The sequence below is a fragment of the Sediminibacillus sp. JSM 1682029 genome, from assembly GCF_041366435.1.
In the GTDB taxonomy this organism is placed as follows: Bacteria; Bacillota; Bacilli; order Bacillales; family Amphibacillaceae; genus Sediminibacillus; species Sediminibacillus terrae.
The window spans coordinates 221,717-242,469 of the sequence record NZ_JBEWYY010000004.1 but is presented as its reverse complement, the minus strand read 5'-3'; the positions used below and the strand labels follow the sequence as shown (position 1 = coordinate 242,469).

Below are 20,753 nucleotides of genomic sequence, written 5' to 3'. Positions count from 1 at the left end.
CTAATTAAAAATCAAAGTCAGCTGCATTTTCTTTTGTGAAGTCAGCCGGAGGTCCCATAATCACCGTTTTCCCATCTTCTTTCACCGTAATTTCTCCAACACCTTCAATTTCCTGTCCATCTTCTGGCATTTCGCCTTCTGCCAGCATTTGTCCTAATGCAACGGTTAGATAGCCCAATTTACCCGGATCCCATAGAACTGCAGTATCAAGTGATCCGTCTTCTAGGAATGGAGCGGAATCAGTAGGAAGTGCAGAACCTACTACGGATACTTCATCTTGCAAACCTTCTTCCTGCACTGCTTGTGCTGCGCCTAGGGGAGCCGGTGTAGAAACAGCCAACACACCTTTAAGGTCAGGATAAGATTTCAGTAAGTCCAAGGTTTTTTGGTAAGCAACCTGTTGCTTTTCATCTGTAGGAATTTTTTCAGATACTATTTCTATTCCAGGATAATTTTCATCGAATTCTTTTTGGGCTGCTTCAATCCACAAATTTAAGTTGGCTGCAGACAGTCCTCCTGTCAAAATGGCTATCTCTCCTTCCTCAGTGCCCATTGCTTCTACTAGTTTTTGTGCCATATGGCGTCCGAACTCTTCATCATCAACTTGTTTTACGGAAAGATCTACTAATTCTTTATCCGCTGGAGTGTCCCAGTCCATTACATGGATGCCACTCTCTTTCGCTTTCTTCAATACCGGTTCTACAGAGGCCGGATCATTCGGTGCAACTGCTATGACATCGACGTTCTTAGAGATAAGATCTTCAATTACTTTTACTTGTGCAGAGGCATCTGCTTGTGTAGGACCTGTATAATTAACATTGACTCCTTCCAAATCTTCACCAGCTTCATTTGCTCCCGATTCGGATGCATTGAAGTAAGGAATGCCAACTAACTTAGGCACCACCGCTATATCCAGACCCTCTTCTCCTCCAGCAGACTCACCTTCCGCGCCTCCTGCTTCAGCTTCTCCCTCGCTATCTGAGCTGCCACTGTTCTCGGCAACACAACCAGCTAAAATACCAACCAATAACAGAGCAGCAATTAATAACAAATACAACTTCTTCATCGTTCATGTCCCCCTTAGTTATAATGATTTAATTTATATTACCTAGATAATCCAGGATAATATCCAAATCGCGTAATCGCTTACAATGAATGCCATATACCCTTTCGGTTTAGGCAGCCTTTTCTGCTTTTCTTGTTTCCGCTGCCTTTTTAAATTTATCTGAGAAGAAATTCATCGCAAGGACTAGAATCAAAATGGCACCTATTACCACGTCAACAAGGGAAGAATGGAACCCTAGCAAATTTAACCCATTGCGTATGAATTGGAAAATCATGACTGCATAGACAGTACCAATAACCTTTCCATATCCGCCATGTATGTTTGTTCCGCCCAATACAGCTGCTGCGACGGATTGTAGTAGATAGGATGAACCTAAATCCACTTTGACGGAATTATAACGAGAGGTCATGATGATAGCAGATATGGCTGCCAGCAAGGATGCATATAAATACACCTTCATGAGCACTCTGCTGTTTTTCACTCCAGAAAATAATGTGGCGGTTTCATTGCTTCCATACATATACACGCTTCTTCCCCAGCTAGTTTTGCTAAGCAATATGGCGGTTATAATGGCAAATAGGACAAATATAACTATCGAAAGCGGGACAAGCCCCAGGTAATACCCATTGCCTATTAGGCTATATCCATCACTAAATCCTGAAATAGAATTTCCTTTTGTTATGGCCAAGATAATCCCTTCGAATAAGACCATTGTCCCTAACGTCACCAAGATGGGAGAAACCCCGATTTTCGATATAACAAAACCGTTGAATGCACCACAAGCTAGTGCAAAAAGTATTGCTACAATGATGGCAGGTAGCATTCCATACCCATTTGTCAGCATCAAAGCTGCCCCCACACCAGATAATGCAGCTATATAAGTTATAGAAAGATCGATTCCGCCGGTGACGATTACTACCATCATCGCCAGAGCAATCAGCCCGAATTCTGGCAGTTGAAACATCATACTTGTTATGTTGTTTGAAGATAAAAATCCAGGGGCTATAAGTGCTAGTAATAAAAATGTCCCAAGAGCGATTAATCCTAAAATACTTTCTTTTGAAAGTTTCATCCTTGGACCTCCTATGCCTCGACTTCTATTTTTGCTAGTTTATCCTGAGATCTCTTATAGCTTATGTGATCATATGAAACAGCTATAACGATAATGGCGCCAGTAACTACGTTTTGCCAATAGGTATCAATTCTTGCCAATATCATGCCATTTTGCATTATAGCCAGTAACAATACACCCAACAGAGTCCCATGAACCGAACCTCTACCGCCATGAATATTCGCTCCGCCTAATACTACTGCAGCAATTACAGTCAGTTCCAGCCCCAGCATGCCGTTAGGATCTACAGCTTTTGTATAAGCTGTTTGTGCAATTGCTGCGATGCCGGCCAAGACGCCCATATACGCGAAAACAAATAGTTTTACTTTTTTATAATCAATTCCAACTCTTACGGACGATTGTGTATTTCCGCCTATAGCTAACACGGACCTGCCAATTAATGTGTGCTTCAAAATGTACCAGGTTCCAATCGCTACTATTGCAAGTAAATATATCAAGATTGGTATTCCCAACAACTCATAGTTTGCAAATTCCATAAAAGACTTGGGGAAGCTCGTGCTATTAATATAGTTGCCATTGGTGATATACAAAACTATCCCTGCAATGATATTCAAGGTTCCGAGTGTCACAACGATTGCCGGTATCTCGATGATAGATACGAGTAAACCATTTACTAATCCCATAACCAAACCTATTACAGGTGCTATCAGGAACAATAGCAGAACAGAAATCCAGCTATCCGGCAGATAAGTAAACAGATAGCCAATTGAGACCGCAACTGCAGTAGTCACTGCTGCCACAGATACGTCGATATCACTGGTAATGATGATCAACGTCATTCCTATTGCCAATATCCCTAGAACTACATTTCCTTCGATTATGTCCAGGAAATTTCCTATCGTTAAAAATACCGGGCTGACAAAGGATAGAACGGCTCCTATTAAAAGGATTATTGCTAAGATACTTATTTCCTTTTGTTTCAGCAATTCTTTCATCGTTTCATACCCCCTGGCTTACCTGATTTGGTTCATTTAACACTTCAGATGACTCATCCTTGTTCCCCGAATTCAATGCATAACTCATGATTTTTTCCTGGGTTGCCTCTTTGATACCTAATTCACCGGATATCCTTCCCTGTCTCATCACTAAAACTCTGTCACTGACTGCTAAAATTTCCGGAAGTTCGGAGGATATCATGATGACGCCAATTCCGTCGTTTGCCAATCTTCTAAGTAATTTATGGATTTCCGTTTTTGCTCCAATATCTATACCATTTGTCGGCTCATCAATAATAAGTATTTTAGGTTGTGCGGAAAGCCACTTACCAATTACCACTTTTTGTTGGTTTCCACCAGAGAGCTTCGAGGCCGGTAAATCAGGAAGCGCAGGACGCACATCCAGTGACTTAATGTATTGTTCAGCCAGTTGAACTTCTGATTTTCTATCTATCAACTTCAGCTTATTTCTCATTCTATTAAGAATAGGCAGCGAAATATTGTTGATTATAGACTGTTCCAACACTAATCCTTGAGTTTGCCGGGCTTCAGGTATGTAGGCCACACCTTTCTTTACAGCATCTGCTGATGAACGGATTTGCACATCATTTCCGTATATCTTCAGTTCACCACTATCCGGTTTGTTTACTCCAAAAATGGCTTGAGCTAACTCAGTCCGCCCCGAACCAACCAACCCGGTAATCCCAAGAACTTCTCCTTTTTTCAGGGAAAAGGAGATGTCTTTAAAGTTTCCTTGTTTAGAAAAGTTGCTAATTTGGAATATTGTTTCCCCTGTTTCGACTTCCTTTTCATTCTTTTCATAAGAAACATCTCTTCCTACCATTAGATTGATCAACTTAGACTCATCTATCTCTTCTGTTTGATAGGAACCTACATACTTGCCATCCCGTAAAACAGTAAATCGATCTGAAACTCTAAATAATTCTTTCAGTTTATGGCTGATAAAGATAATAGAAATCCCTCTGCTGCTTAGCTTATCCACAACCCTATACAGCTTCTCTACTTCACTTGACGATAAGGCAGAAGTAGGCTCGTCCATGACAATTAGCTTTGCTTCAAAAGCCAGTGCTCTCGCTATTTCCACAAGCTGTTGTTGTGCAATACTTAAACGCTCTACAGTAGTATTCGGATCAATATCTACCTCCAGCTCTTCAAGTGCTCTTTCCGCTGTTTTTTTGATGTTTTTCCAGTTTATTTTTTTCCATGGTTTCTTATTGCTGTCCTGACCGATATAAATGTTTTCTGCTACTGAAAGGTTAGGAAAAAGGCTTAAATCCTGATAAATTATCGAAACGCCTTTTAAAGTTGCATCAATCGGCTTGTTAATCTTCGCTTCTTCTCCTTCGAAGTAAAATTTCGCCCCTGGATCCGGTTTATGAATACCTGCCAAGATTTTGATTAAGGTTGATTTCCCTGCGCCATTTTCCCCTATTAAAGCATGGACCTCTCCTTTCTTTACTTCCAGTTCAACATTATCAAGTGCTTTTACTCCGGGGAATGTCTTGCTAATGTTTTTCATCTGTAAAATATAATCACTCAACTTGACTACCTCCTTTTAGAACGTTTTCTCTTCCAGCCCGTAATAGCTCAGGCCTCGCTCCTTACAAAAAGCATCTACTTCTTCAAGTGTTGGAATTCCTGATTGTGCACCTAGCTTCGTAACTTTCAAAGCACCTACAATGGAGGCGAATTTAGCTGCTTCTATAAGGTCATATCCGTCAGAAATCGCACATGCCAGTGCACCAGCAAACGAGTCGCCCGCGCCTACAGTATCTAGCGGGGTCACCGGTATAGATGGCAGGTGCTCCCACTTTCCATTTTGGTAGACAACGCATCCTTTATCCGCCATCTTTAAAATCGAATTTTTGACACCCATTTTTTCAAAAGTTCTACCAGCGTCAACGGCAGTCTCGATATCAATAACATCGATTCCAATCATATGCTTGGTCTCTTGTCTATTCGGCGTAATGACATCAGCATAATCCAAGGCTTTAACCGTAATCCCTTCAGCAGGAGCAGGATCTAAAATTACATACATCCCTCTCTTCTTAGCGAGCTCCATCGCCCTAATTACAGTTTCCTGTGGTACCTCCATTTGTACTAGTAACACTTCACTATGTGCCATCTTCGCGAATGCGCTTTCAATATCTTCCGGAAGTAAATCGTCATTAGCACTTTTTAATACGAGCATGGTATTTTCTGCCGTCTGGTCTATCGTTATGATCGCTGTGCCAGTTGCAAGGATTTGGGATCGTTTTATAAACTCAGTGTTGACTTTCCGTTCTTTTAAGGTATCCACTAATTTATCCCCATGAAAATCATTGCCTACAGCACCAATCATGCTTACTTGTTTTCCCAATTTAGCAACAGAGGTGGCTTGGTTTGCCCCTTTTCCCCCAGAAAGATAATCTATTTTTTTTCCGAAAATTGTTTCCCCTCTAGAAGGATAGCGGTCTGTTTGAGCGACTATATCAATATTGATGCTTCCAACCACGGTTATGCTCATCTGATATCATCTCTTTCTATCTTAAGTTAGGAATTGGCCAGATTCTTTTCCTCAAAGTCTTGTAAAAATCTTTGTAAATTCGCTGTTGCATGCTCAAGAGTCTCATTTTTTCTAAATAAGCAGGATGTACCGCATACTAGCATTTCTGCTCCTCTTTCCAACACTTCTGGAATAATTTCATAGCTGATATTTCCATCCACTTGGATATCAATATTTCTGCCGCTTTCTCTTATCAACTCGTTTAGCATGGAAATTTTTTTTAATGTCATTGGAATGAACTTTTGACCAGCGAAACCCGGATTCACTGTCATAACCACAATATAATCGACTGTATCCCAGACATACTCCAAACAATTGAGCGGAGTAGCAGGGTTTAAGGCTACTCCTGCCTTTAAACCTCGATTTTTGATTTTTTGAAGCGTACGCTGTAAATGAATCGTAGCCTCTGTATGAACAGAAATCATATCGCAACCCGCATCGGCAAATAAATCTATGTATCTTTCAGGTTCCTCAATCATTAAATGGGCATCAAATAACTTATTCGTATGAGGTCTTAAGTTATTTATCATATCTGGTCCCATCGTGAAGTTAGGAACAAATAAGCCATCCATAATATCAAAGTGAAAAAAATCTACAGGTGCTTGATCAAGTCTCTTAACTGTATCTCGGAGTGTGCCCATATCCGCACACATTAATGAAGGACCTATAGCTGCCATTGTATTCCCTCCTGAACGACCATGACCATGTCGTTGATTGAATTTTTAGATAATTGTAATCGCATTCATTAGTCCGGAAAAATTTTTCCTGTTTTCTTATTTAGTTGATTGCATCAATTATAACAAGCAAGTTTTTGGTTTTCAACATTTTTTTGTGGATTATTTGATAATTATTTTTGAATATCAACATTATCAGGGGTCGAGATGTTGTTAAACCAAAATTAGGTAAAAAAAAGAGAAAAGCTAATCGCTTTTCTCTCCAACTATTCCGGTTACTCCCAGATTATTTAATTCTCTTATAGTATTTATCGGAACTTTATTATCTGTGATTAAATAATCAGCCTCTGTTATATCACATAAACGAAACAGGGATTTTTCTCCGAATTTACTATAATCAGCCAATAAAAATAGCTCCTCTGAGATGGAAATCAGCTGCTTTTTCACAAGGGCCTGGTCTTCATGGATCTCACTGACGCCTCTTTTGAAATCCACTCCTAAACACGAAAAAAAGAATTTATCAACATGATAATCCTGAATTACTCTTTCAGCAAAGTTACCTACCAACGACATGGAACTTTCAGCAAGATAACCACCAATAAGAATTACTCTTATATCACTTTCTTGTGCAAATTCCAAAGAAACGCCGATCGAATTAGTTATTACAGTCAGACTTTTTCCTTTTATATACTTGGTCATAATTAAAGTCGTTGTACTAGCGTCCATCGCTATAATATCCCCATCTTCTACATAAGAAGCCGCCTTAGCCGCAATCATTTCTTTTTCCTCAATATTTTTAGCTCTTCGCTTTGGAATCGGTATTTCCGACTTTTGTTCTATTCTAACTGCTCCCCCATGAATCCTGTTTAACAATCCCTGTGCTTCTAACTTTTCAAAGTCACGTCTAATTGTTTCCTCACTGACATTAAATTGTTTACTCAAATCGGCAACTCTTAATGAGCCGCTTTTATCTACCATTTCAGTGATTTTTTGTTGTCTTTCATTAAAGAAGGACAACTTTTCTTTCATATCTTCTGTATAATCGAACATTTTACCCAACCTTTGGTTTGTATTTTATTAATAATCCCAACTATATTATATCTAAAACCAACAAAAATTCAACAATATGATGTTGTTTATTGTGGATTATTTTGTGGTTTTTAAAATCACTTGATCAGCTGCTTCAAATAAAAGGATGTGTGTAATGGGAAGGAAAGAGAAAGAGAACGAAAATTAGGCAAAGCAAATAGCAACCGATTCCACAGATGCCAGTTTCTATTCTACATTTCATGAAGCCTCCTCCCACATCGAAAAGTAAGCGTTTCATTGTCTAGTATAATCATAACAGATATTATCCCCCTCATGAATAAATTAGTTTATAAGGGGACAGTCCCCCAGCTAAGATTGAAGACAATGTTCTATAATGCCTATAATCACGCAATTTAAAAAAGCCCTTCACATGAAGGACTTTCTTTTAGAAGAGGAAGAGCAGCTAATGCTGTTTCAAAAAATTCATCGCTGTACTGATTTCCTGAAAGTAATCCGCTGCTTTGTCATATTGATCTGTCACCACACTGACAAATAAAATATCGATCATATGAAGCTGGGCCAGGCGTGAAGAAGTCGCACCGCTCCGGAACGGGGCCGGGACCTCCCTTGATGCAGAAATGTACAAATTGATGTCCGCGTGCTCTGCAACCGGCGAACTTCCATACCTGGTCAAACTGATGGTGACAGCTCCCTTTTGCTTGGCCAGTTCCATCATTTTCGCTGTTTCCATCGTTTCTCCGGAAAAAGAAATACCGAAAACAACGTCGTTTTGATTCACATTGGCAATGTACATGGCCGCATTATGGATATCGGTAAAGGCCGAGGTCGCTTTGTTCATCCGCAAAAACTTTTGCTGGGCGTCCTGCGCGATGATCCCCGAGGCGCCGACACCGAAAAAATGTATTTTCCCGGCATTCTTCAAGGCTGACACCGCTTTTTCCAACGTTTCGTAGTTGACGAATTCCGTCGTTTCTTTGATGGCCTGCAGACTATTGTTGGTCACTTTATCGACAATCGATTCCGGAGACTCTCCGGGATGAATATCCCTGTACTGAATATCCGGCGATTTCTGCAAGTCGCCGGTAATCCGAAGCTTCAGTTCCTGAAACCCCTTTAAACCGAGGGATTTACAGAGGCGGATGACGGCAGCGCTGCTGGTGGAGCTCCTTTCTCCCAGTTCTGCCGCTGTACAGTGAATCGCTTCATGTGGTTGTTCTAAAATGAAAACTGCTATTTTCCGTTCCGATGGAGGCAGCTTGTGCTTCACTTCATTCAGCATCGCCAGCCCTCCAGACAAGGACGTCAGCATATTTTTTTCTTTCACCATTCTCATCCTTTTTTGTACCGGTTTCGTTACCCCTTGATTGCGCCTTCCGTCATGCCTTTCGAAATCCGGCGTTGGAAAATCGCATACAACACGATGACCGGGATAATCGCGATGGCAAGACTGGCGAACAGTGTACCCCAGGCATTGGTGTACTCCGCTTCATTGCTGATATAATCGATTGCCAGCGCCAGGGTATAGTTCTCCTCGCTTTGCAGGAATATCAATGCCATGAAATACTCATTCCAAAATTGAATGGCATTCATGATGGTAACGGTGATAATTCCCGTCATCGAAAGAGGGGTAATGATTTTCCATAGTACACCATAAGGGGACAGTCCGTCCATTGCCGCAGATTCTTCCAGTGCCTTGGGAATAGTCCCCATAAAACTGGTAAGGACAAAGATACTGAACGGAAGCTGACTGACAGCATACACAATCGACAACCCGAAAATATTATCCAGCAAATTCAACTGCATCAACAAGAAAAACAACGGAATCCAGCCTAACACAGTCGGAATCATCATGGCCGAAATATACAGCGTGAATAAAAAACGATTCCCTTTGAAAACAATCCGTTCCAGCGCGTATGCAGTGGGAATCGCCATGATAAGCGTCAACAAAGCGCCAACTACGGTGACAATCAAACTATTGAACACACTCGTATCGATATTGTATTCATTCCATGCCTGGGAAAAGTTTTGAAAGTTGAATACGTGAGGCAGCCCCCAAGGGTTGGCATAAATTTCTGCATTCGATTTAAATGCCCCGATGAACATCCAAAGTATCGGATAAATGACTGCAATCGCCCATAAAATAAGCGGCAGTCGGATCACGATTCGCGATAATGACTTCTTCAAAGGTTCTCTCTCCTTTTCTCGTAATAATCCGAAAGCTTCCTGTCAGAAACTCTGTTGGGTTAGTACTCTACTTTTTCTCTTCTCATGAAAAACTGCATGATCAACACGGTGATCAAGGAGAGGATTAAAATCATGACGCCGATGGTTGCACCATAACCGAAATTATATTGCTGGAAGGCCTGTTGATATAGGTAAGACCCCATCACATGCGTCGAATTATTCGGACCTCCACCCGTCATTACCTGAACGATGATAAACGAACCGTTCAAAGTCGTAATGACTATGTACAGAATCGAAATTTTAATTTGCGGCCAGATCAACGGCAATGTCACTTTCCAAAATTGCTGCCATTCCGTAGCACCGTCGATTTCAGCTGCTTCATAATAGCTTTTCGAGACATTGGAGATACCGCCCATGAGCATCAGCATAAACAAGCCTATCCCTGCCCAGACCGATGGCAGCACGAGACTAGGCAAGGCCCAGTCTTCACTTCCAAGCCATGGCCGTGTCCAACTGTCCAGTCCGACCAATTCCAGACCGGAATTGATCAGGCCCAAGCTTGGGTTGTAGATAAACGACCATAGAATACCGATGACGACGACTGACATGATATTCGGAAAGAAAAAGACAATCCGGTAAAAAGGTGCCTCTTTAATCCGCAGCTGTGTCAGTGCGACTGCAAAAAAAGTGGCCAAAATCATGATGCCGAACACCTTCGTGACGACTAAAAAGTAATCATGGAAAATCGTGCGCGGAATGATAGAATCGTTGAACAGCTTGACATAGTTGCTCAGCCCGGTGAACTCTGCCGCCGAGGAGGAGCCAGACCAGGAAAACAGTGAATAATAAAGGCCATTAAACAATGGATATAACGTAAAAATGGAAAACATAATCATAGTCGGTACTAGACAAAAAGCCAGGAACAGGTACTTCTGTTTTTTTGATTGAACCATGGTATCACCCTTTTCAGCTTTGTAGATTTTTTCTCCGGAGCACTCCCATTTATCATCCAATCTTATCTTGTTTTTTTGGCGGAGCCTTGCCAGCTCCATGATATGACCCCGCAATCAGGCCATCATAAAAGAAAATTGGAATGCAAAGACTCATACTTTGCCTTTACATTCCAATCATTTCAATTACTTAGGTTATTCGCCACGATACTCGGCTGCTGCCGCTTCCGCTTTCTCGACGAATTCCTCTGCTGTGATGTTTCCTAGCATCAATGAAGTGAGCGCATCCCCAATCGGTGTTTCCAAGTCTGAGCTCATTGGATGCGGCTTGTTATAAATTTGCACCTGCTCAGGATCGTTGATCATTTCGTTTGCTTCCGTCAAGTATGGCGGAACATTCTCATTGCCGGTCAAATCAACATTTGTCATGTTCATGATCGCACCGGTATGCTCGGAGAACAAGGTTGCATATTCACGATTGTAGACAAACTCGACAAACGCTTTTGCTGCTTCTGGGTTCTCTGCCTTTTCAGCGATTGCCAGCGGACGCAAATCCGGAACGATGGCAAAAGGATCCCCTGCATCTTGCATTGGAGACGGAATAAAGCCGAATTCGAAACCGTCCGGAACATCATTGGCCATTTCATTCGGTAACCAGAAACCTACCGGAATGAATGCGTTATCATGAAGTAAAAAGTTCATTTGCGATTGCGTATGGTTCAACGCACCGAAACCAGGATCGATGTAACCCGCTTCTTGCATCTTTTCTACTTTTTTCATGACTTCCAGCACCGGCTCACTAGTCCAGGCACCTTCCTCCCCATCAATGACGCTGGCAAGCAGTTCTTCACCGCCCGCAGCTGCGAATGCCGGATAAAGCATGCCGCGCAGGAAGTAGTATGGATATTGACCAGTCGTCACAAATGGCGCGATGCCTTCCTTGTCATTGATCGTTGCCATGGAATCCATGAAGCTGTCGAAGTTTTCCGGTACTTCAAATCCTTCTTCTTCGAACCATGCGCGATCATACCAAGTTCCCCACGTATCGAATACAAGCGGCAAGCTGTAGATGTCGCCATCATAATCGGCCGGCTCGACAATCAGGTTGTCCAGCAACGGCGAACCGTCTACTTCCATTTCATTCACCCAGTCTGTAAGATTCATCAGCTGGCCATCTTCCACCATCTGTGTTTCACTGGAACCGGCACCGTCGATATAGACAACATCCGGTGGATCATCCGATACCCAGCGTGAACGCATCTCTTCGTTGATGTTCGGTCCGGCGTGCTCGGTAATCGTCACATCCGGATACTCTTCCTGGAAGTCCCCGATAACTTCTTTCCACCAGGAATCGCCGTATCCTCCGACAAAGTACTGAATCTCCAGTTCGCCGGAGATTTCTCCACTGCTATCGCCACTGTCATCTCCGCCATCGGAAGTGTCACCCGTATCCTCCGACTGGCCACCTTCTGCTTCATCCCCGCCGCTGGCTCCAGGTGCACAGCCTGCCAGCATCAATCCAAGAATCAGAATGGCAGCCCACAACAATCCAACAGGACCTTTCCTCCACTTTTTCAAACAAAATCCCCCTTTGTGAAAAATTGATTTATGAGAAACACATCCACAGCCTGTGGCCACAGACGTCGTTTCAACCCCTTTTACGCTTGCGTGTAATGCTCGTTGGCGTAATCAATCGCTTCTCTGACATACCCCTTGCTTTCTTTGATAGCCTGTTTGGCTTCCTCGTATGTAACCTCGGACTCCACCATCACAATGGCCGGCTTCACTTGTCTGTTTGCTGCTTCCAGCGCCTCTTCCGCCGCTTGATACGATATATCGGTCAGTTCCATTATGATCCGTTTTGCCCGTTCCATCAGTTTGTAGTTGCTGGCATGGACATCGACCATCAAATTTTCCTGCACCTTGCCAAGCTTGATCATGGCTGTGGTACTAATCATATTGAGGATCATTTTATGGGCGGTTCCTGCTTTCAGCCTCGTAGAACCTGTAAGCACTTCCGGCCCGACGATTACTTCGATACTGCAGTCTGCATGGCTGCTGATGACAGCCTGCTCATTGCAGGAAAGGGCGACCGTGTACGCGCCCACTTCCCTTGCATACTTCAAAGCCCCAATCGGGTATGGCGTTCGACCGCTTGCAGTGATGCCGATTACCACATCGTCAGCGGTAAGGTGCCGTGCCTGCAAGTCTTTCGCACCCTGCTGTTCATTATCCTCAGAGCCTTCCAGCGCTTTGCTGACAGCCTGGCTCCCTCCTGCCATCACGGTTTGAACCATTTCCGGCGGTGTCATGAAGGTCGGCGGACATTCAGAGGCATCGAGAAAACCAAGCCTCCCGCTCGTCCCTGCTCCGCAATAAAAAAGGCGTCCGCCTTTTGAAAATGCTTGATAAATATGCTCGATAGCCACCTCGATATCCGGCAGGACATGTTCGACTGCTTCAGCAACCTTTTTATCTTCCTGATTGATGGTTTGCAGGATTTCGATTGTCGACATTTGATCCAGCTTCATGCTGTTTTTATTTCGCTGTTCAGTTACTAGGCTTGCCAACTCCATTTATTCGTCCCCCTACTGTTTAGATGGGTGTGCCAGCTCTTCGGCGACAAGCGCCGCACCGAAAGCCGGACTTTGATATGCTTCCTGATAGATTCCCAGATTCCGCTGCCTCAGTCCGTTGATAAAGGTTTCCTTTACTAGTTTAGAATACGAAAAAATGGATCCAGCAGCGGTCACTACCGTTTGTTCAGTAAACTCCGGGTTTTTCCGGAACAGGCTTTCAACGTGTGCAAGCAGCTCTTCCGACGCCTGGCGTAGTATGTTTTCAGCCGCCTCGTCATGGTGTTCAGACGCCTCGATGACTTGTCTTGCCAAACTTGCAATTTCCCGTTTTTCTGGTCGCTCGCCATATATGTATGCGATAAGATCTTCTGCTTTTTCCAGCTGAAGTTGTTTTAGAATCAAGCTGGTCAGCATCGTAGCCTTGTCTCTGCCATCATATGCCCGTGTCATATAATTTAGAGCCTTCATCCCGATAAAATAACCGCTGCCTTCATCTCCGAGTATATGGCCCCAGCCTCCACTCTTCGTCAGCCTTCCGGAGCTCGTCAAAGCAAGGGCATTTGACCCTGTGCCCGATATGACGAGAATTCCCTCATCCGTCCCCGGCTGAAGTGCTCCCCGCAGGGCTATATAGGAATCCGAACAGACATTTAATTCGCAATATTCGGAAATCTCAAGTGAATCCAACGTATCGGATATTAATTTCTGCATCCTTTGTTCCTCGGAATTTCTCCCGACACCTGCAAGACCGCAGCAAACAGCCGCAACTTCTTCTCTGTTCACATTTACCGCTTCGAGTCCACCTCTGATAAGCTCACCGATCCTGGCAGCAGCCGTTTCAAATCCCACCACATGTGGGTTCGTACCCGGTCCTTGAAATCTCGCAATCTCTTGTTGCTTGCTCCCTGCTTTTTTTACCAAGCAGGTAGTTTTTGTTCCTCCACCATCTATTCCAATAACAAAAGGCATGGGAATCCTCCATGATTAAGTTGCTTTCATTATATAAGCGCTGAATTTTTTTGTCAATATTTTATTTAAATAGTGTTATGATATTTCAAAACGGGACTTCCGACCGGAAATAAATGCTTTTGAAGCATGCCAAATAAAAGGACACAAGCCCTTTTTCCTAAGCTTTTGTCCAATGAACATAGTCTGTTAGAACCTCTCGACGATCATGGCGGCTGCAGGACCTCCGCCGGCACATAAAGTTGCACAGCCTCTCTCTAGCTGACGGTGTTCCATGACGGTCAATAGTGACACGAGCAATCGCACGCCGGTACAGCCTACTGGGTGCCCAAGTGAAATGCCGGAACCATGCGCATTTACCTTGTCGAGATCCAGTTTAAGCTCACGATTGACTGCCAAAAATTGAGCGGCAAAGGCTTCGTTGATTTCCCAATAATCGATGGCTTCATGATGGAGACCGGCAAACTTCAATGCTTTTTCCACGGCAGGAACGACACCGATTCCCATTACTTCAGGACTTACAGCCGCTGAGGCGGAAGCTGTGATTTTTGCCAAAGGCTGCAAACCAAGCTGCTCTGCTTTTGATTTACTCATCACAATGACGGCCGCCGCACCGTCGTTCAAGCTGGAAGCATTGCCGGCTGTCACGGTTCCGTCAGACTTGAAGGCAGGCGTCAGCTTTGCAAGCTGCTCCAAACTGGTTTCCGGATTCGGATGTTCATCTTCTGCCACTTGCACAGTACCCTGTTTTGTTTTTATTTCCAACGGGATGATTTCATCGGTGAAACGTCCTGCAGATGCAGCCTGGCAGGCTCGCTCGTGGCTTTGCAGTGCAAATGCGTCTTGCTCTTCCCGACTGATATCGTACTCCTGTGCTAAATTTTCCGCTGTAATTCCCATATGATAGCCGTTAAACGCGTCAATCAGCGCATCATGCAGCAACCCGTCGACAATCTTGCCGCCACCTAATTTGTATCCACTTCGCGCTCCTTGGATTAAATGCGGAACATTGGTCATGCTTTCGTACCCGACGACCGCTCCGACTTCCATTTTCCCTAGCATAATGTTTTGCGCCATCATCTCGACCGCCCGTAATGAAGACGGACATTGCTGATTGATTGTCAACGCCACGGTTTCATCGCTACAACCTGCCGCAAGGGCAATTTGCCTGGCCGTATTTCCCTTACAGCCTGCTTGATAGACTTGTCCTCCAATTACTTCTTCGATCAGTCCGGCTTCCATCCCCCCAGCAGAGATTGCCCCCTTCAGTGCAGCCGTTCCCAGTTCCACTGCCGAATAATCCTTCAACATACCGCAAAAGTCACCGATCGGCGTCCGTTTCGCACTGACGATTACCGCTTCCTCCATACCACCACATCCTTTTATTAGTATTAGTGAAATGCCGTTTCAGCTTACTGTTATTCCATTATAAGTAATCGCTTACATTTTTGGCAATAGGATGGAGGAGAGATTTTGTTGAAGTACTTCTTACTAAAAACAAACAAAACACCTGCTTCTTCCAGCAGGCGCAATATTTTTATATCAATTCGATTGTTTTTCAACCTTGAAGGTGGGCTTTCTCCTCGCTTTTATAAACAATGTGAGGAGCATATTTACCAGCCAAATCATTTTCTTCAAGCCTTTTTTCCATCTCTTGTCTGAATTCTTCTTTGTCTTCTTGATCAGCAATTTTGAAATAGATTTGGGAATCTTCTGGAAGTACCATATAAGCAAGAACGTCATATCGATTCCAAGCTGCATCCAATACATCGTCCAATCGTTCTTCCTCGCTTTTTGGTGAATTGTCGACATTTAATGATATCAGCAGGAAGAAAAGAGAAACAGATATTACAGCGAAAAATACTTTTTTCACTTTAACCCTCCTTGTTAAGAATATTAACCCAAAATATAATCTCTGATTCAATACCAAAGAATGAAAATAAATTCATATTATTCACATTTATTCTTTTTTATGTTATAAATTAAATATATTTAGAAAAAGAGGAATTTTTTTGAATTTAAAACTATTACTGTCGTCGCTTATTGTTGGTTTGGGAGTGTACTTAGTTGTTATTCCGAATAGCGTTTCTGCAGATGTTCAAAAAGATAACGTACCCCTCCAAGGACTAAAATTTTATGATGAAAACAATGAACGTATCTATCCTTATTCACTGGAAGAATTAAAAGCTTTTCAGGAGATCCACAATATAGTACAGGATTGGAAAATAGACACCTTCACTTCAGCAAGCTTTATAAATACCGTTTTAATAGCTAATGGACGACCATATTATAATCCGGGCAGTGTTATTTTAAAGACCTATAATAGTGCCAATCCTATGTCAATTGAAGCTTATGAGACAGACAATAGTCTTGCAGGAAGTGTATATGTGCCAAGCGGTTGGGAAGGTTCAACTAATGTTCCTTTTACGCATTTGGATCGAGGACATTCCTATTACTTTCAAATTAGAAATGAGGCTGCAACAACTGCTCATATCGCGGGTGGTGAGGTATGGTATGACAATTAAATAGAAGCGGTTTCAAAAGAGGTTGCTTTGAAGCAATCTCTTTCTTTATATAAAAACTATGCATATACCTAATCTTAAAATAACAACATAGCAGCTAGTGACTGAGGGCTTTGCCTTCTAGATTCAAAAGGTCCCCTTGAAACCGCGAAATCTTTCTCAGATAGTTTTCCAAGCATAATGTTCCTCATCCTTACTTTTGGGAGAGTTTCCAGAGGCGATCTCATACTCTCATGCACCTTTCCTCCCCAACGGTTTGAGATTACCTTTTTCATTAAAATTAAAGCTTTCAAAACGATATTTACAGTAGAGGATGACCAGCTGCTCTGGCAGGACGAAAAGCATGGCATAAAATAACAGGATAAACAGCACCATCATAAAGGCAGTTTCTAGATCATATATACCAATCGATCTAATTAAAAATTGCAGAATGAAAACCACACCCAAACTACCTGTTATTATGATAGGCAGATATGTCTTAATGCCCCTTTCATACTTCGAACGCAGCTTATCTTTACTGGAACCTCTTCTATACGCCCCCTTTTTTAAAAGGATTAAAAAGCGTACACAAGTCAATATAAAAACAATCAAACCAAACAATAGAGTTACGGCCGTAAATTGTAGGAGAGACTGTTCAGTAATTCCTCTTTCTGATCCTATAAAAAATAAGGCACAAATATAAAAAGATACCCCCAATATGTTTTGGGACACTAAAATTGATAAAAGATATTGGAACTTTTCCCCTTTTTTAAAAACAGCAGGTATGGCATATACTACCGATAAAATAATCAATAATACTGTTATCACCAAATGGGTAACAAACACTTGATCTTTATAAGGAAATATTGTCTCGTCTGCAGCAACTACATACGTTAAAACGAACGATAAACTTTGTAAAAAAACAGATAACAACAATATAGCCGCAAAAGAGGTAGGACTCTGTCTCCCAGATTCCAAGGGTCCCCTCAACACTGCAAAATCTTCTTCTTTTAACTCTTTCAGCATACAATCATCCCTAACTTTGTATGATTCGAACCTTCCGTTGGGAACTTAAAGTAGATTAGAAACCCATATGCAAAAATGCTAATATTAACAGATTCATCCATAATAAATACAAAAAGAAAAACGAAATGCACCTGCTATTATATATTTCGCAGGTGCATCTTGGACTCTCTATTGTTTAATACTTTCACCCAACCGTTTTATTAACTTTCATATATCGGCCAATCACCTCATTGAACTCATTACCGCGCTTATTCAATAACGACAAGTTAATTGCTATAGAACGTTTATTTGGCCGATAGACCCTTAAGAAGTAAGATGTCACTTTTAAATGTGCATTTAGTGTGATATTGGAAGCACGCTGTGTATATTTCTCTTTTTTTACTTCTAAGATTTCCTCCCAAGAAACAAATTCTTCCCAGAATAGGAAAGTTTGAATCCTAAGCCCATCATCATTTACTTCTACTATAGGTCTAGGATCAATGGTTCTAATAAGACATATCACAGCAAAAAGAAAGCTTAATCCTACTATTATCCAACTTACTGTTACACCAGTTCCCGTCATATATGAAGTATCATTTAAGACCTTAGAGAATAAGATAAAAATCAGAAATGAGAATAATATCGCCAGGAATCCGTTTTTCCAACGATCGGCATAAAATCGATAAGTCTCGTTCTTCATTTTATCCACCAATTTCCATATTGAAGTTATCCACCTGCATGTCAACGTTATCCATATTTAACGTCTCAAAAATTGCTTCTTGTTCGGGTGTGATATCAAGCATAAACGGCATAGCGTGGTTTGACTCCAGGGTTCCAAATTGCCCTTCAGGCAGACTGACATCTGTACTTTCCCATATGTACTCTTGGCTATCCCCGTTTCCGAATTTAAAATCAAATGAAATATTTTTAATTGGGTCCTTCAACCGGTTGATTGCCAGAAATACGATAGAATTGTTTCCGTCCGGATTCATTAGGATATCGAATGGATACAAACTAAAGTCATCTGGAATGCCCATGTTCGGTTCAGCTTTGATTGCTTCGTTTAACGCACTATAAACCTCATTATCTTCTATTGTAATACCGGCCTCTTCATCTTGTTTTTGTAACTGTAATTTCAATTCTGCCACCTCGTCAGTAGATTGACTTTCCTCCTCTGTAACAGGTTCTTCTGATTCTTTTTGTTCGGTATTTGCTTCTGAAGTTTCACTACCCTTGTTCGTTTCCCCGTCTGCCGCATTTTCAGCATTATTACATCCTGTCATCACCAATACAAACAGGGTCACCATAAACAACATAATTAATTTCTTCATAAACTCACACTCCACTACATTTTTGTAATTTTACTCTGATTGTTTTTATATCCCGATACTCATCTCTACATAATTACGTCCTTTAAAGCTATTCTTAAATTCTACGAAAACTGGAGTTTTTTGAGTAAACCCACGTTGTTGCAGATATTGCACCAACTCCCAATACTTTTCTTGCGAAGCAGCATCAAAGTCTTCCAGAATCCTTGACATTATCATAGGTTTAACTGAAAAATAACTTCGGAAAAACATTTGTTCATCCGTATCGTTTTTAAACTTATCTTCATCAATCGTTAAAAAGATTTCCGCAGTCATAACCTCTTCCGTGGGATTACTTAGAATGGAAAAAAACATATTTCCATTGGTATGCAATCCTTGTCTCTCCAAAATTGAATCAAAGTCTTTCATCGCTATATCAATCTCTTCAGGTACAAAATTGTAATATTTTGATACGACATTTCGGTAAGCGATTTGATGATTTTCCGTAATCATACATTTCCGCTCCAATCTTCCACGGGGACAAACAAATCTATGATGATATCCCCGTATACTTCCAGAAGCACACAATAAAAAGTATCTGTAATACCAATGTTTTTCTCTGCCGCATAGTCTTTAACTTTTTGATGAGCCGCATAAAAGTCAACCTCCTGATCAGCATGACGAAGAGTCAGGGCTTCTTCTATTTGAAAGGTTTCCTGAAAAGAAAAATCGGTACTGTCGTCCTCTAACTTAACAGCTTCATTTATTGGCAAGTAATATGTAAATTTGCCGAATTTCTCTTCGTTTTTTTCTGGACAAAACGAGAAAAATATCGGGCCGTTTTTATATATTCCTTCGGCTAGTATAAGCTCTTCCATCAGAAAAATACCCTCTTGCCAGTTCGATTTTAAATCTCTCATTTCATAAGTTAATAGATTATTATAATAAAGTGTTCGTGTTTCAATCATTCATTATCTCATCCTTTCCACAAGTTAGTTTTTCTCCCAATCTTCCATCTCTTCATAGAGCTCCTTGTAACTGATATCTTCATCCACGTTTTCGTCGACTATATTTCCATCTTGGTCATGGATTGGTTTTAATTGACCGTTTTGTTCATAATTAAAGCTGTCAAAACGATATTTGCAGTAGAGAATAACTAGTTGTTCCGGCAGGACAAATAACATCGTGTAAAATAATCCAATCATGATAGTTGCCATAATGATGGTATCAAAACCAACCATATCAAAATTTCTCATTATATATTGCAAAATAAAAACTAACCCCGTACTGCCAATAATCACAATGGGTAAATAAGACTTTGTTTCCAGCTTACTTCGTTGGATATCCCTTGTACTTCCTTTACGAAATTCACCTTTTTTTAGCAAAAAATAAAAACGAATATAAGTTGAAAAGAAAATTAAAACTCCTACTCCTAACGTTAGAAAAGTTAATCTTACAAGTGAGTTGGTATTTGTTGTAATATCTGCTCCTAATGCCAGAAAAGCCATTATCAAAAATGAAATACCAAAAAGATTTTGAGAAGCTATAATGCTTAAAAAGTATTGGATTTTTTGAGAATTCATATAAACAGCCGGAATCATGTAAATAACTGATAAAAAAGCTATAATACAAGATATCCCAAAATGAAACTGGAATATAATATCTTTATTTGGATATACCGAATATCCCCCTACAAAATGTTCTAAAAATAACATCAGTGCTTGAAGGATTACGGCTAATACTAATACACCACCTAATCCTCCTGGACTTTGTCTTCCTGATTCTAAAGGACCTCTTAACACTAAAAAATCACTTTCCGAAAATTTATTCATCATTTT

22 protein-coding genes are annotated in these 20,753 nt (G+C 41.4%); 1 reads left to right on the top strand and 21 read right to left on the bottom strand.

The genetic code is table 11. The features are described from left to right. Window positions 1-4: 4 nt before the first annotated feature. From ABVF09_RS09260 to ABVF09_RS09190, 15 genes are all read right to left on the bottom strand, one after another. A complete protein-coding gene (locus ABVF09_RS09260; protein WP_371069061.1) occupies window positions 5-1,051 on the bottom strand; it encodes an autoinducer 2 ABC transporter substrate-binding protein in 1,047 nt (348 codons plus the stop codon). Between the two features lie 124 nt (window positions 1,052-1,175). Next, complete coding sequence (locus ABVF09_RS09255; RefSeq protein WP_026571224.1) at window positions 1,176-2,138, bottom strand: ABC transporter permease; 963 nt, start codon at window positions 2,136-2,138, stop codon at window positions 1,176-1,178. Window positions 2,139-2,149: 11 nt separating this feature from the next. After that, window positions 2,150-3,133, bottom strand: a complete 984-nt coding sequence (locus ABVF09_RS09250; RefSeq protein ID WP_026571223.1) for an ABC transporter permease — start codon at window positions 3,131-3,133, stop codon at window positions 2,150-2,152. 4 nt (window positions 3,134-3,137) lie between these two features. Continuing rightward, window positions 3,138-4,694, bottom strand: coding sequence for a sugar ABC transporter ATP-binding protein (locus tag ABVF09_RS09245; RefSeq protein WP_202616131.1), 1,557 nt, complete (start codon window positions 4,692-4,694; stop codon window positions 3,138-3,140). 15 nt (window positions 4,695-4,709) lie between these two features. Further along, window positions 4,710-5,660 (bottom strand): ribokinase, encoded by a 951-nt coding sequence (rbsK, locus tag ABVF09_RS09240; RefSeq protein WP_026772201.1) that lies wholly within the window; start codon window positions 5,658-5,660, stop codon window positions 4,710-4,712. Between the two features lie 26 nt (window positions 5,661-5,686). Beyond that, window positions 5,687-6,376: a ribulose-phosphate 3-epimerase gene (gene rpe / locus ABVF09_RS09235; protein ID WP_026772200.1), complete on the bottom strand. Its 690-nt coding sequence runs from the start codon at window positions 6,374-6,376 to the stop codon at window positions 5,687-5,689. Window positions 6,377-6,619: 243 nt separating this feature from the next. Further along, on the bottom strand, window positions 6,620-7,423 hold the full coding sequence (locus ABVF09_RS09230) for a DeoR/GlpR family DNA-binding transcription regulator (protein WP_235162503.1): 804 nt from the start codon (window positions 7,421-7,423) through the stop codon (window positions 6,620-6,622). A 442-nt stretch (window positions 7,424-7,865) separates the two neighbouring features. Further along, window positions 7,866-8,732: a MurR/RpiR family transcriptional regulator gene (locus ABVF09_RS09225; RefSeq protein ID WP_371069096.1), complete on the bottom strand. Its 867-nt coding sequence runs from the start codon at window positions 8,730-8,732 to the stop codon at window positions 7,866-7,868. A gap of 44 nt (window positions 8,733-8,776) precedes the next feature. Continuing rightward, entirely contained in the window at window positions 8,777-9,607 is an 831-nt protein-coding gene (locus tag ABVF09_RS09220) for a carbohydrate ABC transporter permease (RefSeq protein WP_026571219.1), read from the bottom strand. Window positions 9,608-9,666: 59 nt separating this feature from the next. Continuing rightward, window positions 9,667-10,560 (bottom strand): carbohydrate ABC transporter permease, encoded by an 894-nt coding sequence (locus tag ABVF09_RS09215; RefSeq protein WP_153463066.1) that lies wholly within the window; start codon window positions 10,558-10,560, stop codon window positions 9,667-9,669. A 192-nt stretch (window positions 10,561-10,752) separates the two neighbouring features. Continuing rightward, window positions 10,753-12,135, bottom strand: a complete 1,383-nt coding sequence (locus tag ABVF09_RS09210) for an ABC transporter substrate-binding protein (RefSeq protein WP_371069060.1) — start codon at window positions 12,133-12,135, stop codon at window positions 10,753-10,755. A gap of 80 nt (window positions 12,136-12,215) precedes the next feature. Then, a complete protein-coding gene (murQ, locus tag ABVF09_RS09205) occupies window positions 12,216-13,133 on the bottom strand; it encodes an N-acetylmuramic acid 6-phosphate etherase (RefSeq protein WP_026571216.1) in 918 nt (305 codons plus the stop codon). 12 nt (window positions 13,134-13,145) lie between these two features. Next, window positions 13,146-14,105, bottom strand: a complete 960-nt coding sequence (locus tag ABVF09_RS09200) for an N-acetylglucosamine kinase (protein WP_371069059.1) — start codon at window positions 14,103-14,105, stop codon at window positions 13,146-13,148. Window positions 14,106-14,291: 186 nt separating this feature from the next. Then, on the bottom strand, window positions 14,292-15,470 hold the full coding sequence (locus ABVF09_RS09195) for a thiolase family protein (RefSeq protein ID WP_371069058.1): 1,179 nt from the start codon (window positions 15,468-15,470) through the stop codon (window positions 14,292-14,294). A 190-nt stretch (window positions 15,471-15,660) separates the two neighbouring features. Further along, entirely contained in the window at window positions 15,661-15,975 is a 315-nt protein-coding gene (locus ABVF09_RS09190) for a YolC/YozM family protein (RefSeq protein WP_371069057.1), read from the bottom strand. Between the two features lie 139 nt (window positions 15,976-16,114). Between ABVF09_RS09190 and ABVF09_RS09185 the strand changes: the two genes are divergently transcribed. Further along, on the top strand, window positions 16,115-16,627 hold the full coding sequence (locus ABVF09_RS09185) for a hypothetical protein (protein WP_371069056.1): 513 nt from the start codon (window positions 16,115-16,117) through the stop codon (window positions 16,625-16,627). Between the two features lie 228 nt (window positions 16,628-16,855). On the opposite strand, the gene ABVF09_RS09180 is transcribed toward ABVF09_RS09185, so the two are convergent. The 6 genes from ABVF09_RS09180 to ABVF09_RS09155 form a co-directional block, all read right to left on the bottom strand. Further along, a complete protein-coding gene (locus ABVF09_RS09180) occupies window positions 16,856-17,629 on the bottom strand; it encodes a hypothetical protein (RefSeq protein WP_371069055.1) in 774 nt (257 codons plus the stop codon). Between the two features lie 184 nt (window positions 17,630-17,813). Further along, window positions 17,814-18,308: a hypothetical protein gene (locus ABVF09_RS09175; protein WP_371069054.1), complete on the bottom strand. Its 495-nt coding sequence runs from the start codon at window positions 18,306-18,308 to the stop codon at window positions 17,814-17,816. 1 nt (window position 18,309) lies between these two features. After that, a complete protein-coding gene (locus ABVF09_RS09170) occupies window positions 18,310-18,939 on the bottom strand; it encodes a hypothetical protein (protein WP_371069053.1) in 630 nt (209 codons plus the stop codon). A 45-nt stretch (window positions 18,940-18,984) separates the two neighbouring features. Beyond that, on the bottom strand, window positions 18,985-19,428 hold the full coding sequence (locus ABVF09_RS09165; RefSeq protein ID WP_371069052.1) for a DUF5085 family protein: 444 nt from the start codon (window positions 19,426-19,428) through the stop codon (window positions 18,985-18,987). Further along, entirely contained in the window at window positions 19,425-19,883 is a 459-nt protein-coding gene (locus ABVF09_RS09160) for a hypothetical protein (RefSeq protein ID WP_371069051.1), read from the bottom strand. The genes ABVF09_RS09165 and ABVF09_RS09160 overlap by 4 nt, the downstream gene beginning before the upstream one ends. A 24-nt stretch (window positions 19,884-19,907) precedes the next feature. Further along, window positions 19,908-20,750: a hypothetical protein gene (locus ABVF09_RS09155; protein ID WP_371069050.1), complete on the bottom strand. Its 843-nt coding sequence runs from the start codon at window positions 20,748-20,750 to the stop codon at window positions 19,908-19,910. Window positions 20,751-20,753 lie beyond the last annotated feature (3 nt).

Coding starts and splice junctions, on each gene's coding strand:
- ABVF09_RS09255 (WP_026571224.1), bottom strand. CDS start 2,138: ATGAAACTTTCAAAAGAAAGTATTTTAGGATTAATCGCTCTTGGGACA.
- ABVF09_RS09250 (WP_026571223.1), bottom strand. CDS start 3,133: ATGAAAGAATTGCTGAAACAAAAGGAAATAAGTATCTTAGCAATAATC.
- rbsK (WP_026772201.1), bottom strand. CDS start 5,660: ATGAGCATAACCGTGGTTGGAAGCATCAATATTGATATAGTCGCTCAA.
- rpe (WP_026772200.1), bottom strand. CDS start 6,376: ATGGCAGCTATAGGTCCTTCATTAATGTGTGCGGATATGGGCACACTC.
- ABVF09_RS09230 (WP_235162503.1), bottom strand. CDS start 7,423: ATGTTCGATTATACAGAAGATATGAAAGAAAAGTTGTCCTTCTTTAAT.
- ABVF09_RS09225 (WP_371069096.1), bottom strand. CDS start 8,732: ATGCTGACGTCCTTGTCTGGAGGGCTGGCGATGCTGAATGAAGTGAAG.
- ABVF09_RS09215 (WP_153463066.1), bottom strand. CDS start 10,560: ATGGTTCAATCAAAAAAACAGAAGTACCTGTTCCTGGCTTTTTGTCTA.
- murQ (WP_026571216.1), bottom strand. CDS start 13,133: ATGGAGTTGGCAAGCCTAGTAACTGAACAGCGAAATAAAAACAGCATG.
- ABVF09_RS09200 (WP_371069059.1), bottom strand. CDS start 14,105: ATGCCTTTTGTTATTGGAATAGATGGTGGAGGAACAAAAACTACCTGC.
- ABVF09_RS09195 (WP_371069058.1), bottom strand. CDS start 15,470: ATGGAGGAAGCGGTAATCGTCAGTGCGAAACGGACGCCGATCGGTGAC.
- ABVF09_RS09180 (WP_371069055.1), bottom strand. CDS start 17,629: ATGCTGAAAGAGTTAAAAGAAGAAGATTTTGCAGTGTTGAGGGGACCC.
- ABVF09_RS09175 (WP_371069054.1), bottom strand. CDS start 18,308: ATGAAGAACGAGACTTATCGATTTTATGCCGATCGTTGGAAAAACGGA.
- ABVF09_RS09170 (WP_371069053.1), bottom strand. CDS start 18,939: ATGAAGAAATTAATTATGTTGTTTATGGTGACCCTGTTTGTATTGGTG.
- ABVF09_RS09165 (WP_371069052.1), bottom strand. CDS start 19,428: ATGATTACGGAAAATCATCAAATCGCTTACCGAAATGTCGTATCAAAA.
- ABVF09_RS09160 (WP_371069051.1), bottom strand. CDS start 19,883: ATGATTGAAACACGAACACTTTATTATAATAATCTATTAACTTATGAA.
- ABVF09_RS09155 (WP_371069050.1), bottom strand. CDS start 20,750: ATGATGAATAAATTTTCGGAAAGTGATTTTTTAGTGTTAAGAGGTCCT.